This window comes from Lachnoclostridium sp. MSJ-17, from assembly GCF_018918205.1.
In the GTDB taxonomy this organism is placed as follows: Bacteria; Bacillota; Clostridia; order Oscillospirales; family Acutalibacteraceae; genus Ruminococcoides.
The window spans coordinates 1-14,514 of the sequence record NZ_JAHLQB010000044.1 but is presented as its reverse complement, the minus strand read 5'-3'; the positions used below and the strand labels follow the sequence as shown (position 1 = coordinate 14,514).

The window sequence follows — 14,514 nt, the reverse complement described above, 5'->3', positions numbered from 1 at the left end:
TTTTTGTAAAATTTGAAAATTTTTTTGGTGTGTTTTTTTCCTTATAACACAAGGCTTTAGAGCACGCACTGTCGTACATTAGTTTGACTTAAGAGCATAAATATGATATAATATAGGTGTAAAAAAGCCATGTCGGAAAGCTTCTTCGGAACTTTCATAAATTAAGATTATTATGAAAGAAGTGATATACTATGTCCGTAAGAATGAGGACGATTCCGAAGGCTTTTGCTGAGATAAAGGCGGCTGATCCCAATACAGATCTTTCTATTAAAGCATTGAGGAAATTGGTAAAAGAAGGCCGAATCCCCTCGGTCAAAATCGAGAATAAGGTATTGGTAAACTTAGACTTGATTTTAGAAACACTAGCATGTTATAATATCGGCAGTGATTCTTGTGCTTTATTTTCGGAAAGAAGGAATAAAGCATGACAATACTGCCACAAGAAACCAAAAACGGCACGGTCTATTTCATCAGGGTTAGTTTAGGCTATATCAATGGGAAACAACAGACTAAAGGCATGACCTACAGACCCGAAAAAGGAATGAGCCCGCGTGCAATCGAAAAGGAGCTGAACAGACAGGCGGTCTTGTTTGAAGAAAAAGCCAAGCAAGACTATGAGCAACAATTACAGCGTGAAGCTGATAAGCAGGAGCAGGAACGTATACAGCTAGAAAAAGAGGAAAACGAGATTGAATATGCCAAAAAGCATATGACATTTCAAGAACTTGCCGAGGAATGGGTATCTTTGCAGGAAGAAACTCATGAGCTAAAAAACAGCAGCTTATTGAGAATGAAATCATGCAGACAGCGTACATACAAGGCAATTGGTAATGTTTTAGTCAGCAATTTGACATACCGGAAAATTCAATCTTTTATTACCTCGCTCGGTAGGAACGGTGTTAATCAGAAAACAGGGTTAGGTTTGTCGAAGAAAACGCAAAAGCATTATCTTACGTTTATCAGTGACGTTTTGATTTATGCCAAGAAAAGCGGAATTGTAAATGACAATCCTTGCCGCGACATTTCTTTTTCAAAGTCACCGACAAAAGAAATAGAGATTTACTCTCTTGATGAAGCCAAAAAGCTACTAGCGGCTATCGACGATAAAGCTCCTCTGAAATACAAGTTGTTTTTCAATCTTTTGGCGTATTGCGGTATGCGTCGCGGTGAGACTTTAGGGCTTGAATACAAAGATATTAACTATGGTACATCTGTATTGACTATTTCCCGAACCTCCAATTATCATCAAGGCTACGGCGTATATACTGATACACCGAAAACTAAATCAAGTTATCGTTCCCTCTATATTCAACCTAAGATTCTAACATTGATCAAACTGCTTCAAGCCGAACAAAAGCAACAGGCTATCGCTTGCGGTGATCAGTGGGTAAATACAGATAGGTTGTTTATCAAGTGGAACGGTGAACCTTTACATCCAAGTGCGCCGTATAAATGGCTGAAACGCTTTTGTGAACACGAGAATTTACCGTTTAAAGCGTTACATAGCTTTAGACATTTCGTAGCTTCACAAGCGTTAGCAAGCGGCGTAGACGCAAAGTCGGTGTCAAGTATGCTCGGACACAGCCAGACAAGCACCACGCTGAATATCTATGCTCACGTCATTCAGCAGACAAACGAAAACGCCTTAAATAGCATTGCAAATCTGCTTGAAAAATGATTTGACCAGACTGTAAAAAACACGCATAAAGATCAGAAATAACACACAAAACAGAATTTAGAGATGTCCGAGTAAAAAAGAAAACCCGAAAACGGCTTAAATAAGCCATTTTCGAGCTTTCGGGGTTTGGCGGAGGACAAGGGATTTGAACCCTCGCGCCGCGTTAGCGACCTACTCCCTTAGCAGGGGAGCCTCTTCACCACTTGAGTAATCCTCCGTGCGGTAAAGTCATTAAATAAAATGGCGGAGAGAAAGGGATTCGAACCCTTGGTCCCTTGCGGGATCACTAGTTTTCAAGACTAGCTCCTTAAACCACTCGGACATCTCTCCGTACAGTCCGACTGTATCAGCAATGACTATTCTATCACACCGCTATGATTTTGTCAAGTAGAAATTTTATTATTTGCTTGACAAAGCGCTCAGTTTACGTTAAAATTATACAGTACTCGTCTCAGTAGCTCATTAGGATAGAGCGTTCGCCTCCTAAGCGGAAGATGGTTCATTTCCCAAATTTGAATAATTATTATAAAAAACTGAATATGTCTCGGTAGCTCAGTTGGATAGAGCACCGCTCTCCTAAAGCGGGTGTCGGGGGTTCAAATCCCTTCCGGGACGCCAAAACGCACTGTATATCTCATTTTTGAGGTATGCGGTGCTTTTCTTTTTTGCCGTTTGCCGTAAAAAAAGCAATATGAATACAGCTTTGAATAAAATGAATATTTGCTAATTGGCAGGCGTTCAAAATCCCATATTTTTGCTAATAGAAATCGCGTTTTGCTAATTCGTTGCTAATCGAGAGAAACGGTCGCTTTCTCTCCTTAAAGCAGAGAAGCCAATGCATTTGCCAATTCCGGAGAGTTTTTTAATTGCTCGATCAAGGCATTTATATCAACGGAAGGCGCTGCGGACTGCTCCTGCTGAGGCTTTGATTGCCTTAAATCAGGGTTGGAATAAAAGGCAGTTTCAAACTTCTGTGCGTTGATTTTTCGATCTTCATCCAGAATGTGAGCGAAAACTTTGTAATCATATCAATCTCCGCGTGTCCCGTATCGCCCTGTGTTGCCTTCAAATCGCCGTGGTTGAGCTTTAACTTGTAGGTCATACTGGAATGCCTCAGTGAGTGAAATACGACGTTAGAATAATATTTTTATGGCATATCTTTTAAGGCGTTAAGTTGATTGCGTTTTGAGTACACAACTGCTGTAACCCATACTTCTTTTGTTTTTTCCTCAACAAAATAATAGACTATAAAATTCTTCACGGGCATTCTTCGTATTCCGTTAGAGCGCCACGGCTCTTTATCTACAAGAGGAAATCTTGCGGGCATTTTGTTAAGTCCCACTATTTGTTTTTCTAAATAGTCAGACCAAGCGACAGCCGTTTCGGGAACAAGCAGAACCTTTGAAATATAGGAAACAGTTTCTTGAATCTGAGATACGGAATATGAAGTCAATTTAACGGAGTATTCCATATTCAAATACCTTCACGGATTTTCTTAAACGCATCTTCGACCGGCAGACCGTTCCCGGCTTTCGCTTCATCGTATCCTTTTTGCATCATTGCGTCAAACTGCTCGGAGCTCATACTGTCAAGCGTTTGGATTTTCGGGATTGAAAGCGAATACGGAATACCGCCGGTCATAATAATCTGTCTGTATAAAGTGTCGATCAGCACAGATACAGGCATACCGATTTGCTCTAATACTGCTTCTGCTTGTGCTTTGATCTCCGGTTGAACTCTCGCCGTAACATTAGCTGTTTTGGTTGCCATACAATAACCTCCTAAAATTACTTCATGTATATTATAGCACTTTGTATAGCAATTAGCAATACGATTTCACATGAATTCAAAAATTTTTACATTTACTGTTTCATAGTTTCATCGTCATTTGAATTTAATATACTGCCGAATCTGCTCTTTTATAAAATAGGTTTTCATCAGCCTCCTTTATGTTTTGATTTGAGTTTAATTATCACGCCTTACGTCGCTCATGCAACGAAAAATCGTGATTGACTTCTGCGCGATAGTATTCATCCATCGTAGCAGGAGCGTTGAACAGCGTTGCCAACACATATGCCTTGATGTTTCCGACCTTGCTCGTGTTTCCGTCAAGGCAGTCGAAAACATACTCGATGTGCGCAGAGTTGATCTTTAGCAGCCGCGCTCTGACAACCTCCCGCGGCAGATTGCCTCCTGCAATCACACAATACGGGGATTGAGATACAACCGCTTCAAGCATAAGCTCAACAACGGCATCTAAGCGTTCCGCGCCGTAGCGTTCGACAAGAATGTCATACTCGATATTGCGCTTGATCAGCTCGCAGTACGCGCGCGCGTCTATCTTATCAATCTTATCTTTGATTTCTTTCGTATTTGATTTTTTAGTCTTTGATTGTTTAGTATTTAATTGTGCGGGTTTCTCCAACGTTGGCGCAGCCTGTGCTGGGATTTCCTGAATTGAGTTTACCTGAACGGGCTTTTCCCGTTTAGGTGATTCCGGTTTTGGTGGAGCCTGCTCAACCGGCACGCTTTCGGGCTGTTCGTGAATGGTGTACTCAATATCTCCGAGACGACCGTTCGGATAGCGAAACCTCCGGCGCGTAAGATAGCCATGATCCTCCAACTCCTTGATCGTCCTCGAATTGGAATCTACTTGCTTGTATATAACAAAAGCGCCTCACCAAAACGATGAAGCGCCTATAATTGACCGAGTTATTCTATTCTGAATTGTCAAGCCATTCGTCAAATGACTTTATTCTGACTGTTTTGAAGTGACCTTCATTGATAAGACGGTAAGGAATTTGAAGACTTCCGGCTCGGTGCATTCGTATTTTTCCTTACCCATCCGTTAGCCCTACTGACCGAAATACAGATTTGCCGCCTGAGAATACTGATACAGCGCCTTGACAACGTTCACCAAATTCTCATCTTCATTGCCGTCGTTCAACACATTGTAACAGTAGTTCATCGGGCTGTAGGTGACAGCGTCATTTCCGTTGATTTTGAGAGTAAAGCTGTTTTTTAGCTCGCCTGCCGCGATTCCGCGGATACGCGCCACCTGATACACTCCGTTCTTTGCGGTCTCGACCGTCTTTCCGTTCATGTCGAATGTAAGCGTTGTACCGCTTTTGAAGTAGAGCGAAAGAGTGGTTTCGGATTTGAGCGAAAGCGTTGCGCCTTCAAAGGTCACGCCGGAGGGCAAATCAAACTTTGTTTCGGGATCGTTGATCGTAACCTCACCGAGATCATCAAGCGTATCTGTCTTATCAAAATACTTCTTTGCGTATGCGCCGTATTGGAGCATTTTTTCGACGAGCGGAGCCGCCTTCGTATATTCTTCGTTTCCGGCGGTATGACTGAGCAGGTAATCCGCATACTCTTGGACGGAATAGGTATAGATGATGCTGTGATTGTCGCCGTCGATCAGCTGAGCCTGAATCTCTGAGGTCATGTTCTTCGCTGCCACTCTGCACTTAAAGAGATAATAGGTCTTATCGCCCGAAGTTACCGGTTCAAGGTCGCTGACATAAACCTTCTGAGCCTGATATTCCCCGCTGGTATCCGGCACGGTGAATTGCATATATACGCCTGTGTGTGAAAGGATCTCGGGAGTCAGCTCCATATAGAAGTTGACCGCGATATCGCCGTCGAGGCTGACGGAATGACCCGCGAGAGTAACGCCCATTTCGTCGTAGGGACGGAGAGTCGTATGCTCAAGGATTTCGGTATCGTCGATCTCGCCGTAGTATGTCTCGCCGTTGTTGTCAACGAACTCATTATCCAGTGTGACACTGCCGTTGTAACCGGTTGAGGTGACGGACATGGTCTCCATGCTGTCATCCGTCCATGTCAGGGTGGTCTCAGCATTGCCGGAGCCGTCGCGAAGACCGTCTCTCACCTCGCCGATACCGATACCGGGAGCCGCGGAAATATCCGAGTCCTTTTCATAGCCGCCCTTTGCGTTCACCTTGCCTCCGGTGATCGTGATCTCGCCCTCTTTGCAGCCGATACCCGCGCTGTAGTTATCTCTGCCCGCCGCGGTAACGGTACCGCCGTTGATGGTAATATGGCATTCGTCGGCAATAAAGGAAAACTGTCCGGTACCGATACCGCAGCCGCCGTTTGTAGCGCTTACAGTGTTGATGATGCCGCCGTTGATGGTGATAATACCGCCGCCGCATTCATCGCCTGCGTCACTTGTGATTCTTCCTTCACCGCTGATACCGGCGTTACCGGTGCCGTATTCGGGATCGGTGATATTCAACGTGCCGGTGCGGGTTTTCTGGCACCAGATGGTCAGATTACTGTTGTTCGCTCCGTTGACGGTGATTCCCTTGGGAACATTCAGTACCGCTCCGTCGCAGAGAATCAGGTTCACTTCACCCTGTACGGTCACGCGGTCACTGATCGTCAGCTCGCTGTCGACAAAGAGCCATTTATCCGCCCAGATCGTCGCGCCTTCGCCGATGCGTCCGGCGAGAACGGGAGTCATATCCTCACCCTGCGCGTTGACATAGGGCGTTGCGGCTTTGAATACCGCGGTGATGGTTACGTCGCTGTCGGGCATTCTGAACTGATTGTTCCGTACCGTAAGGAACAAGCCTGTGCTTTCATCCTTAACCCGTACATAATCGAGCGCGTAGCCTTCGTCCGCCGAAATATTCATGGTGACGGTCTCGTTCTTGAATGCTTTATCCTTATAGGGAACGATGGAGCCGTGGGCATTGGACGGAAGATCGACCGTGATCGAGTGTTTGTAAGTCCAGACCGCCGAAATCGTCCTTGTATAGCCGGATTCGATCGATACGCTGTCTCCGGGACGCTTCATCGTGCCGTTGTCGTTCCACGCTACGAACGCCGCGTTTTCGGGAGCGTCAAAGGTACATTCGGGAAGATTCGCGCTGTTCGTCGTGCTCTGGACGGGCTCCTGTGTGCCCGAGCCACCGTTTGCGTCAAAGCTGAATACGTAGCACCGCTGAAGAATAGCTTCACCGGAACCGTTATCTGCGATATAGAAATCGGGGTTATCGCTGAAGAAGGATTCAATCGAGCCGTTTGAGGAAAGGTTCGAGGTGAACACGTCCGTTGCGTTGTTTTCTCTTGTGACGCCCAGATTAAGAGAGCTTGTCAGTTCACCTGATACATTGATCAGCTTGGAAGGACGCAGATAGATGTTGTTGCCGTTTGGGGCGGTGTTGTCATAGACCTCAGGTGTTCCCTTCACATTCAGGATACCGTTATGCAGGATGCCGCCACCCTGATTGCCGGCAGTGTTGCCGGTAATGGTGCCGCCTTCCAGATTCAGCGTGGCAGTATTGCCGTCCTTTGTGCCGAGATAGATCGCGCCGCCGTGCGAAGCCGCTGTGTTGCCCGTGATCTCAGCGTCAACAATGGTGATCGCACCCGCATGGGCGGAGATCGCGCCGCCGCTGCCGGAGGTACCGTAACCGGCGCTGTTGGATGAAATCGTTGTGCCGTTCAAAGTCAGCGTGGCGCTGTTATAGATCGCGCCGCCGTCCTTAGTGGTAGTATTGCCGCTGATGGTAGTGTCGAGAATACCCAACTCGCCGTTATTGACGATCGCACCGCCGTTTGAGGTGTTCTTGCCGCCTGTTACGGTACCTTCACCCGTTAATATCAAGGAACCGTTGTTGGTGATGACATTGCCGCCCGCGACAGCGTCCTTGTCCGCAAGCCCTCTGTCGATCGTATAGCCGTTGAGGTCGATGGTGAGAACATCTTTCCCCGCCGGAACGACCAGCGCGGAATCGTCGGGAGCAGCGATACAGTCGCTCGTCAGTTGGATAACGTCGCCGCTATCGGAATCATTGATCTCCTGTTGGAGCCAGTTCCACCTGTCGATGTCGGGACGAAGGGTTTTATATCTGAGATCATCGCTGAAGTAGATGCCGGCAGGATATTTGGTGCCGTCCTGATCGACAAAGTTTTTCTGCAAGGTCATGTTGAAGCCGTCGAATCGGTAGGTATCGCCGCCGATACTCTGCCAGAAGCCGTACTGACCAACATAAATGCTGTCGCTCTCGTTCGTCCAGTTGAGCGTGACCGACTTGTCGTGCGAATAGACAACGCCGTCACGTCCGCCCTCTGTACTAAAACTGCCGCCGCCAAAGACAAAGCTGCTGCAGTCGACCGCAGAACCGTCCGATCTCAGGAGGATATCGCCGCCGTTGACTGTTACAGTGCCGTTCGGGCAACTGATCCGGGTGTTTTCATCGTTGTTGACAGTACCGCCGTTGACGGTCACGAAATTGTCTGCGCTCAGATTGCAGTTCGTGAAGCTGCCGCCGTTCACGGTCAGACGTTCTGCGTGTATCTCGACATAGCCGTAACCGTTCTTTCCAACCCACCTATATGAGCCGCCGTTGAGGCTCAGCGAATGACCGACAAGCATTCCGTCGGCGCTGTCGGAGAAGTCAAAATGCGCGTATACGAATACGTTATCATTGGGCATCGGGAAGGTGTAATGCGTATCGTCGACCTTTGTCAGCTCAATCACCGTGCCGTTCTCGTTTATGCAGGTGATATCTTTGAGTATATAACCTTCATCGGGATATGCGGTAAGGGAGACGGTCTCGTTCTCAGCCGGTTCATCCTTACTGGATCTAACATATCCGTTCTCTATACCGGAGTCAAGATATACACAGTTGGGATATTTAATGAAATCCGCCGACACGATGATACCGCTTGTTCCTTCCGGAAGCGTGGGCATTATCAGCTGATTCTCACCCGCATGAGCATCGATTGTAACAGGTTCGGAATAAACCGGTACATCGTTGCCAAATTCATCCTTTTCAAAACCGGTGATATATCGATAAGAAGCTTTGCGGATATCGCATCTATGTTCAAGTTCAACTCTGAACTTGACCGTTTCACCCGCTTTTGCGTATTCGGAATCGAAAGCGATTTTCCGTATTGTGTTTCGGTCGTCTCAATTGCCAATACCGGTTCGGTAGCAAGAGTAAACGTCATATACGATGTAACGATCACATCGCTGCCCGGTTGATAAACCTCGTCGTTCTCATCGCCCCTCAGCGTCCAGCCTGTTACCCGAGAATAGGTCGGGGGATTCGTGTTAGCTGTAATAATCTCTCCTTCATCGTACATAAGGGTAAACCTGTTTCCCTCTGCAACCTTAGCCCGGGCGTTTCCTGCCGCTGATTTCAGCGTCACTGTACAGATCGGCTTCTCATATCCGCAAACACACGTATCGCCCGTGTCTGTGTGTGACACTGTTTTATTATAATCGCAGTATTTGCACTTTTCATTATGAGTACCGTCGTCGTTGATCGTATAGGTCAGTCCGTTCACACCGTTTCCGTCGGTATGGTCGCACGGTTCTACCAGCACATTGCTTCTCGAGTGGAGCTTAGACGTGCGTTTGTTTGCATTGACAGCTACCCAGTTGTTGTCCTTGTCTTGGTAGCGGACACGCATATAGGATTCACCGGACTCAGCCTGGTTATTGTCGTGGCTGATGTAGATGGAGCCTGACTTCCTGTCGTTGGCTCCGGAGCCGATAGCCTCGTTTCCTCTCGTGTCATCGTCATTGTTGTTTCTGACCCAGATCGTCATTTTGCCGCCGCTGACGTATACTTTTCCGCCTTCGCATCCCTGATAAAGAGCGGGCGTCTCCTGACCGCCTCCGATACCGGCAGCGCAGTATCCGTTGTACAGCGTGATATTACCGCCCTTGATATAGACCTCGCCGGTCATATTTCCCGCATAACCGGCTCCGATCGCCGCGGCGCCGTTGAAACCGGGATATAAATAATAGGATTCATCATCCTCAAACGAATAGCCGCCAAAAGCCTCAATGTTGCTTTTATCGCCGCAGTCTATGGTGATCGTGCCTTTCATGTCGCCCTCGGATGTGAAGAACGAGGTATCACCGTCGCCTGCGCCGATGCCCGCACCGCCTTTACTGCCTTGAGCATTGACAACTGTATTTTCACCGCCGATATAGATCTCGCCGTTCATATTTCGTCTGCACCGGCGCCGATGCCTGCGCCGCCTTCGCCGCCCGTTGCACGGACTGTTCTGCCGTAGATCATGATGCCGGCGCCGAGATTGCCGCTTCCTTCGGCGGCGCCGATACCCGCACCGCCTTTACCGCCTTCTGCAACGATATCTCCGCCGTAGATCCGGATGCCGCGTGTACCCTCGTCATTTCCGCCGCCGATACCTGCGCCGCCTTTAGCACCTCCGCCATATACTTCGCCGCCGTAAATGAAGGTCTTGGCGCCGATCTGATTATTGCCGCCGCCGATGCCTGCTCCGCCGTCTTGTCCGTCGGCGATGATCTTTCCGGCAAAAAACTTATGTAGGTAGTCTCATCGGCGTCCATTTTGCTTTTGCCGCCGCCGATTCCGGCGCCTCCGTTGTATCCCTTAGCCGCTACCTCCGGTCCGTGGAATTCAATAGGACCGTTTACTTCTCCAGAATCTCCGCCTATGGCGGCACATTCATTCTTACCCGATGCCTCGATCATTCCCGCACCGAGGATTCTCAGAGCGGCAGAGCCGCCTTTTTTGCCTAAGCTGCAGCTGATACCTTGTCTGGGGGTAAGAGTCACTCCCTCGGGAATAACAAGGTCGACAAATGTTTGCTTCTTGATCTTCAGACGCTCAAGGAGAGCGTTACCTTCGATAAGGCAGGAACCGAGAAGCCTCAGAAAGCGATATTCGGTCAAAAGGACGATATTGTATACTTCGGCTGCGCCAATATCGGCGCTCCCGATCTCGACACCGCTTACACGCTCACCATCGGCGAGCTCTCGCGGAAATTTACCGCGCTGGATTACTCCAAGCTGGTTCTGGCGAGCACGAAGATGTCGGAAACGGAAAAAAATCACCCGCCGGAACCGACGGGTGAATAAATCAAATTTATGAAGATACTCCCAGGACTATGGTCACTATTCGCACGACAAACAGCGCGAATGATACCCACATAACAGGGTGAATGTCCTTGATTTTGCCTGTTATAACCTTGAGGATTACCCATGTGATGATACCTAACATAATGCCGTTCGCGATTGAATAGGTGAAGGGCATTGTGATGATAGCAAAGAAACCGCCGACTGTGTCTGCGATGTCGCTGTCGAAATCCATCTTGGTTACGTTCTTGATCATCAGCAAGCCGACGAATACAAGCGCAGGAGTAGTTGCGAAGGACGGAATCGCAAGGAAAATCGGATAGAGAGGCAGAGCCAGAAGGAAGAGTACAGCAGAGGTCAACGCGGTAAGACCTGTCTTTCCGCCTTCAGCAACGCCGGTGGTGGACTCAACATAAGAGGTAACGGTAGAAGTACCGAGAATGGAGCCGCCTACGGTACCGAGTGCGTCAGACATAAGCGCGCGGCCAACTCTGGGAAGCTCGCCCTTCTCGTTGAGAAGCTTGCCCTCCTGAGCAACGCCGATAAGTGTTCCGACTGTGTCAAAGAGGTCGACAAACAGGAAAGCAAACACGATTACCGCGAAGTTTACGCCGTTCTGAACGACATAAGCGAAGTCAAACTTGAAGAAGGTGTTCTCAGCCATTGACTGAACGGGAGCGAATACGGTATAGTTGCCGAAATCGGGAATTACGGAAACACCGTGGTACCAGCCGGTGAGCTGTGCGATGATTCCGAGAATCCATGTCGCGATAATGCCGATAAGAATCGCGCCCTTGACCTTGAAGTGCCAGAGAGCCGCGATAACAATGATACCGACCATCGCGAGAACAAATTCGGGAGAAGCGACGTCGCCGAGCTTAACGAGAGTTGACGATGAAACAACCGCCTCGCCTGTCTCGCTTACAGTCGCGAACGCGTCGGTGGTAACAATGCCGGCACCCTTGAGACCGACGATAACAATGAACAAACCGATACCTGCCGAAATGCCGAGCTTGAGGTTCTTGGGCACCTTGTTGACCAGAGTCTCTCTGAACCTGAAGATAGAGAGAATGATGAAGATAACGCCCTCGAACAGAATAGCGGTCAAGGCTACCTTCCACGGGTCAGTCACGCCCTGGGACGCGAGCTGAGGTACAACAGAGAAAGCGAAGTACGCGTTAAGACCCATGCCCGACGCAAGAACAACCGGGTAGTTCGCAAAAAACGCCATAATAAGAGTAGCAAACGCCGCGGAAATGGAAGTTGCCGCGAAAATCGCCTCGCTGGGCATACCTGCCGCCGAGAGAATGCTCGGGTTGACAGCGAGAATGTACGCCATAGCCAAAAACGTCGTAACGCCCGCGACGATCTCGGTTCTGACGTTGGTGCCATTCTCTTTGAGTTTGAATAATTTTTCCAAAGAAAGTTCCTCCTCTAATTTTTTTGGAAACAGATTTCCAAATAGAATTATATCAAATATAATAATTTTTTCAAGTCTTTATTAGAATAATAAGCGCATTTGTAATATTTTTAGATATATTTCCCATTCTGCGCGAAAAAAAGAATAAAAAAATTCGAATAAAAAACTTGCCAAATTAAAAATTGTATGCTATAATATATCCTGCGTCTGGGGGTATAGCTCAGTTGGGAGAGCGCTTGGTTCGCATTCAAGAGGTCAGGGGTTCGAATCCCCTTATCTCCACCAGAAGCGCCGCAGTCAAAACTGCGGCGCGGCTTAAACAAAACAGAATAAATTCTCATGGGGGTATAGCTCAGCTGGGAGAGTGCTTGACTGGCAGTCAAGAGGTCACGGGTTCGAGCCCCGTTATCTCCACCAAGAAACACGGACAATTCTTTTTTGGATTGTCCGTGTTTCATTCTGCAATCCAAAAGGAGATAACGGGGCGCGAAGGCGAGCGTTAAGAAAACGTCACAGTGTGACGTTTTTAGCGAGAGAGCCGCAGAAACACTGGGCTTTTCGCACGCCGCCGCAAGCGAGATGAAGTTTTCGCACGATCGAAACACACGTTATCTCCACCATCTACATCCGCTCCGAAAATGGCTTTGGTCAGCCATTTTCGGAGCTTCTCTTTTTGCCTGAACCGTTCATTTTCGGTTCAGGTCATTATTTTGGTCATTACGGGTCATTTTCGTCTATCAGCCCCGCCATAACGTTCGCTGCCTTTGCCTTCGCTTTTCTGACGGCGTGGGTGTAGATGTTCAGCGTAGTCGATACGTTGCTGTGTCCGAGGATCGCGGACACGGTGGACACATCTACTCCGTTGACAATTGACTGCGTCGCGACTGTGTGACGGAAGCTGTGCAGTCCTTTGAACGGTACTCCTTCCCTCTCGCAGAAATCCTTGAGCCACTTGTACGGATAATACGGCCGCATCGGTTCGCCGCGCCAGTTGATGAACAGCCTGTCGCTGTTGACCCACAGGTCGCCGCACTTTTCGGCATTCATCTGCTGTTCATCGTACCACTGACGAATCATTTCCGTCAGGTGCGGCTGCAAATACAGCTCGCGGACGCTCGATTTGGTTTTCGGTGTGCTGGTATAGATACCCGTCGAGCCGTTCTGGTAGTTCGATGTGCGGACGATTTCCAGTGTGTTGTTCTCAAAGTCGATGTCCTTGAACTCCAATCCCATCAACTCACCGCGGCGCATTCCGCAGTAAGCGAGCAGGTTGAACATCACACGGTGCTGTAAATCCGCCTTTTCATTGATCAGATTCAGCAGTGTTTTCAGCTCATCAAGGGAGTAGATGTCTTTTTCCTTTGCACCTGTCTTGACGGTTTTGACCTTTACACACGGGTTGTCGGTTATCAATCCGCAGGTGCGCGCATAGCTGAGCACGTCTGAAATGAAGGTGACATAGTGCTTTTGCGTTTTCTGCGATAAGCCGCCGCCCGTGTGCTGATTCACGCCGTCCTGCGCAAGGCTCGTGATGAATTTTTGGATGTGACGGTAGTTCAGCACGTCAACGTACACCTCACCGATTGCATTGTATGTACGCTCGCGCATGGTTTTGATACGGATGATCGTAGCCGGTTTCATCTCGTGCGTGGTTTCCATCAGCTCGATCCATTCCTCCGCCAACGGCTTGAACTTTACGCGCTTTGCTGAGAGGCTGAAATCATCTTCCAGCCCCAGCTCAATGCGCTTTTTCTTTTCTGCCTGTTCCTGTCTGACCTGTTCCTCGAACAGAACCGCCTGACGGTTGACCTCGGCTTTGATTTGCCTCTGCGACATGCCCGGCTTTGGCTTGTAGGTCATGGATTTCATGATTTGCGTGAAGTTACCGTCGTAGCCTGCGCTGACCCTGATGCGATAGGTCACGCCTGCCTTTGTCATTCGCTCAGTGATATTTGCCATGATACATCAACCGCAGAGCTGTCCGTCATCGAAGCCGGAAATCTTTTGAATCAACAGATCGAGGTTAATCAGCTGCTTGTTGCCGACAGTTACGGTCGGCATCTCGCCGGATTTCACCATTCTTCTCAGCGCTCTCATGCTGAAAGAAGTTCCGCTGTCAAGCGCCTTGATCTCGGCGTAAGCCTTGGGGATCGTTCTCATTCTCGGGAGCTTACGGGGTGTGTTTGTGTGATTGGTGTTGGTGTTCGTATTGTTTGTGGTCATATTTTTTCCTCCTGATTTGTTGTAACCACAAGCAGCATCACTATTATATCAGACGGATTTTTGAAAAGTCCAGACAGAATCGAACTTTTCTTTTCACTTTCTTTCATCATTTTCCGTAACGCCGCAGGGGTTGTGATTTCTTTTGTGTAACTGATTATTTCCAGCTTTCCTGCCAGTCAACGGCGTCTTCAAAGTGAAGCATACCGTGAATCTCTTTCACTTCTTCCTGGCATTGGTATCTGAGACGCTCCACGGAAGCGGGGTCATACTTACTGAGGTTGGCGAGAATGTTTTCAACCA

Annotated in this window: 13 protein-coding genes and 5 tRNA genes; 6 read left to right on the top strand and 12 right to left on the bottom strand. The window is 48.4% G+C overall.

Translation table 11 applies throughout. From position 1 onward, the window contains the following. Window positions 1-191: 191 nt before the first annotated feature. Both KQI64_RS03775 and KQI64_RS03770 read left to right on the top strand, forming a co-directional pair. Window positions 192-428 (top strand): DNA-binding protein, encoded by a 237-nt coding sequence (locus tag KQI64_RS03775; RefSeq protein ID WP_216523403.1) that lies wholly within the window; start codon window positions 192-194, stop codon window positions 426-428. Next, the gene (locus tag KQI64_RS03770) at window positions 425-1,678 is read left to right on the top strand and encodes a tyrosine-type recombinase/integrase (protein WP_216523402.1); all 1,254 of its coding nucleotides are present in this window, start codon (window positions 425-427) and stop codon (window positions 1,676-1,678) included. The genes KQI64_RS03775 and KQI64_RS03770 overlap by 4 nt, the downstream gene beginning before the upstream one ends. 127 nt (window positions 1,679-1,805) lie before the next feature. Here the strand turns inward: KQI64_RS03770 and KQI64_RS03765 are convergent. Both KQI64_RS03765 and KQI64_RS03760 read right to left on the bottom strand, forming a co-directional pair. After that, window positions 1,806-1,895, bottom strand: a tRNA-Ser gene (locus tag KQI64_RS03765). Between the two features lie 24 nt (window positions 1,896-1,919). After that, window positions 1,920-2,008 (bottom strand) — tRNA-Ser (locus KQI64_RS03760). A 211-nt stretch (window positions 2,009-2,219) separates the two neighbouring features. On the opposite strand from KQI64_RS03760, the gene KQI64_RS03755 reads away from it, so the two are divergent. Continuing rightward, a tRNA-Arg gene (locus tag KQI64_RS03755) sits at window positions 2,220-2,296 on the top strand. A gap of 316 nt (window positions 2,297-2,612) precedes the next feature. Here the strand turns inward: KQI64_RS03755 and KQI64_RS10735 are convergent. The 7 genes from KQI64_RS10735 to KQI64_RS03720 form a co-directional block, all read right to left on the bottom strand. Continuing rightward, window positions 2,613-2,780 (bottom strand): hypothetical protein, encoded by a 168-nt coding sequence (locus KQI64_RS10735; protein WP_330622968.1) that lies wholly within the window; start codon window positions 2,778-2,780, stop codon window positions 2,613-2,615. 45 nt (window positions 2,781-2,825) lie between these two features. Further along, window positions 2,826-3,149, bottom strand: a complete 324-nt coding sequence (locus tag KQI64_RS03745; protein ID WP_092968095.1) for a type II toxin-antitoxin system RelE/ParE family toxin — start codon at window positions 3,147-3,149, stop codon at window positions 2,826-2,828. A 2-nt stretch (window positions 3,150-3,151) separates the two neighbouring features. Beyond that, entirely contained in the window at window positions 3,152-3,448 is a 297-nt protein-coding gene (locus tag KQI64_RS03740) for a type II toxin-antitoxin system RelB/DinJ family antitoxin (RefSeq protein WP_216523401.1), read from the bottom strand. A 202-nt stretch (window positions 3,449-3,650) separates the two neighbouring features. Further along, window positions 3,651-4,301 (bottom strand): DUF6017 domain-containing protein, encoded by a 651-nt coding sequence (locus KQI64_RS03735; protein ID WP_216523400.1) that lies wholly within the window; start codon window positions 4,299-4,301, stop codon window positions 3,651-3,653. Window positions 4,302-4,532: 231 nt separating this feature from the next. Then, window positions 4,533-8,408, bottom strand: coding sequence for an InlB B-repeat-containing protein (locus KQI64_RS03730; protein ID WP_216523399.1), 3,876 nt, complete (start codon window positions 8,406-8,408; stop codon window positions 4,533-4,535). A gap of 2 nt (window positions 8,409-8,410) precedes the next feature. Further along, the gene (locus KQI64_RS03725) at window positions 8,411-9,676 is read right to left on the bottom strand and encodes a hypothetical protein (protein WP_216523398.1); all 1,266 of its coding nucleotides are present in this window, start codon (window positions 9,674-9,676) and stop codon (window positions 8,411-8,413) included. Between the two features lie 70 nt (window positions 9,677-9,746). Then, window positions 9,747-10,271, bottom strand: a complete 525-nt coding sequence (locus tag KQI64_RS03720; RefSeq protein WP_216523397.1) for a hypothetical protein — start codon at window positions 10,269-10,271, stop codon at window positions 9,747-9,749. A gap of 30 nt (window positions 10,272-10,301) precedes the next feature. On the opposite strand from KQI64_RS03720, the gene KQI64_RS03715 reads away from it, so the two are divergent. Next, a complete protein-coding gene (locus KQI64_RS03715; RefSeq protein WP_216523396.1) occupies window positions 10,302-10,574 on the top strand; it encodes a hypothetical protein in 273 nt (90 codons plus the stop codon). A gap of 7 nt (window positions 10,575-10,581) precedes the next feature. Here KQI64_RS03715 and KQI64_RS03710 read toward each other — a convergent pair whose 3' ends face one another. Then, window positions 10,582-11,991, bottom strand: a complete 1,410-nt coding sequence (locus KQI64_RS03710; protein WP_216523395.1) for an NCS2 family permease — start codon at window positions 11,989-11,991, stop codon at window positions 10,582-10,584. A gap of 209 nt (window positions 11,992-12,200) precedes the next feature. Between KQI64_RS03710 and KQI64_RS03705 the strand changes: the two genes are divergently transcribed. Next, window positions 12,201-12,276 (top strand) — tRNA-Ala (locus tag KQI64_RS03705). 56 nt (window positions 12,277-12,332) lie between these two features. Then, window positions 12,333-12,408: transfer RNA gene (locus KQI64_RS03700), tRNA-Ala, on the top strand. A 300-nt stretch (window positions 12,409-12,708) separates the two neighbouring features. On the opposite strand, the gene KQI64_RS03695 is transcribed toward KQI64_RS03700, so the two are convergent. Together KQI64_RS03695 and KQI64_RS03690 are read right to left on the bottom strand one after the other, a co-directional pair. Next, window positions 12,709-13,950 carry a tyrosine-type recombinase/integrase gene (locus KQI64_RS03695; RefSeq protein WP_216523394.1) on the bottom strand — a complete coding sequence of 414 codons (1,242 nt, stop codon included), beginning with the start codon at window positions 13,948-13,950 and terminating at the stop codon, window positions 12,709-12,711. Window positions 13,951-13,956: 6 nt separating this feature from the next. Next, window positions 13,957-14,214 (bottom strand): hypothetical protein, encoded by a 258-nt coding sequence (locus tag KQI64_RS03690; protein WP_216523393.1) that lies wholly within the window; start codon window positions 14,212-14,214, stop codon window positions 13,957-13,959. Between the last annotated feature and the right edge of the window lie 300 nt (window positions 14,215-14,514).

What these genes read in the sequence shown, in the direction of transcription:
- KQI64_RS03775 (WP_216523403.1), top strand. Translation starts at nt 192, where the DNA reads ATGTCCGTAAGAATGAGGACGATTCCGAAGGCTTTTGCTGAGATAAAG.
- KQI64_RS03770 (WP_216523402.1), top strand. Translation starts at nt 425, where the DNA reads ATGACAATACTGCCACAAGAAACCAAAAACGGCACGGTCTATTTCATC.
- KQI64_RS10735 (WP_330622968.1), bottom strand. Translation starts at nt 2,780, where the DNA reads ATGACCTACAAGTTAAAGCTCAACCACGGCGATTTGAAGGCAACACAG.
- KQI64_RS03745 (WP_092968095.1), bottom strand. Translation starts at nt 3,149, where the DNA reads ATGGAATACTCCGTTAAATTGACTTCATATTCCGTATCTCAGATTCAA.
- KQI64_RS03740 (WP_216523401.1), bottom strand. Translation starts at nt 3,448, where the DNA reads ATGGCAACCAAAACAGCTAATGTTACGGCGAGAGTTCAACCGGAGATC.
- KQI64_RS03730 (WP_216523399.1), bottom strand. Translation starts at nt 8,408, where the DNA reads ATGCCCACGCTTCCGGAAGGAACAAGCGGTATCATCGTGTCGGCGGAT.
- KQI64_RS03725 (WP_216523398.1), bottom strand. Translation starts at nt 9,676, where the DNA reads ATGAACGGCGAGATCTATATCGGCGGTGAAAATACAGTTGTCAATGCT.
- KQI64_RS03695 (WP_216523394.1), bottom strand. Translation starts at nt 13,950, where the DNA reads ATGGCAAATATCACTGAGCGAATGACAAAGGCAGGCGTGACCTATCGC.
- KQI64_RS03690 (WP_216523393.1), bottom strand. Translation starts at nt 14,214, where the DNA reads ATGACCACAAACAATACGAACACCAACACCAATCACACAAACACACCC.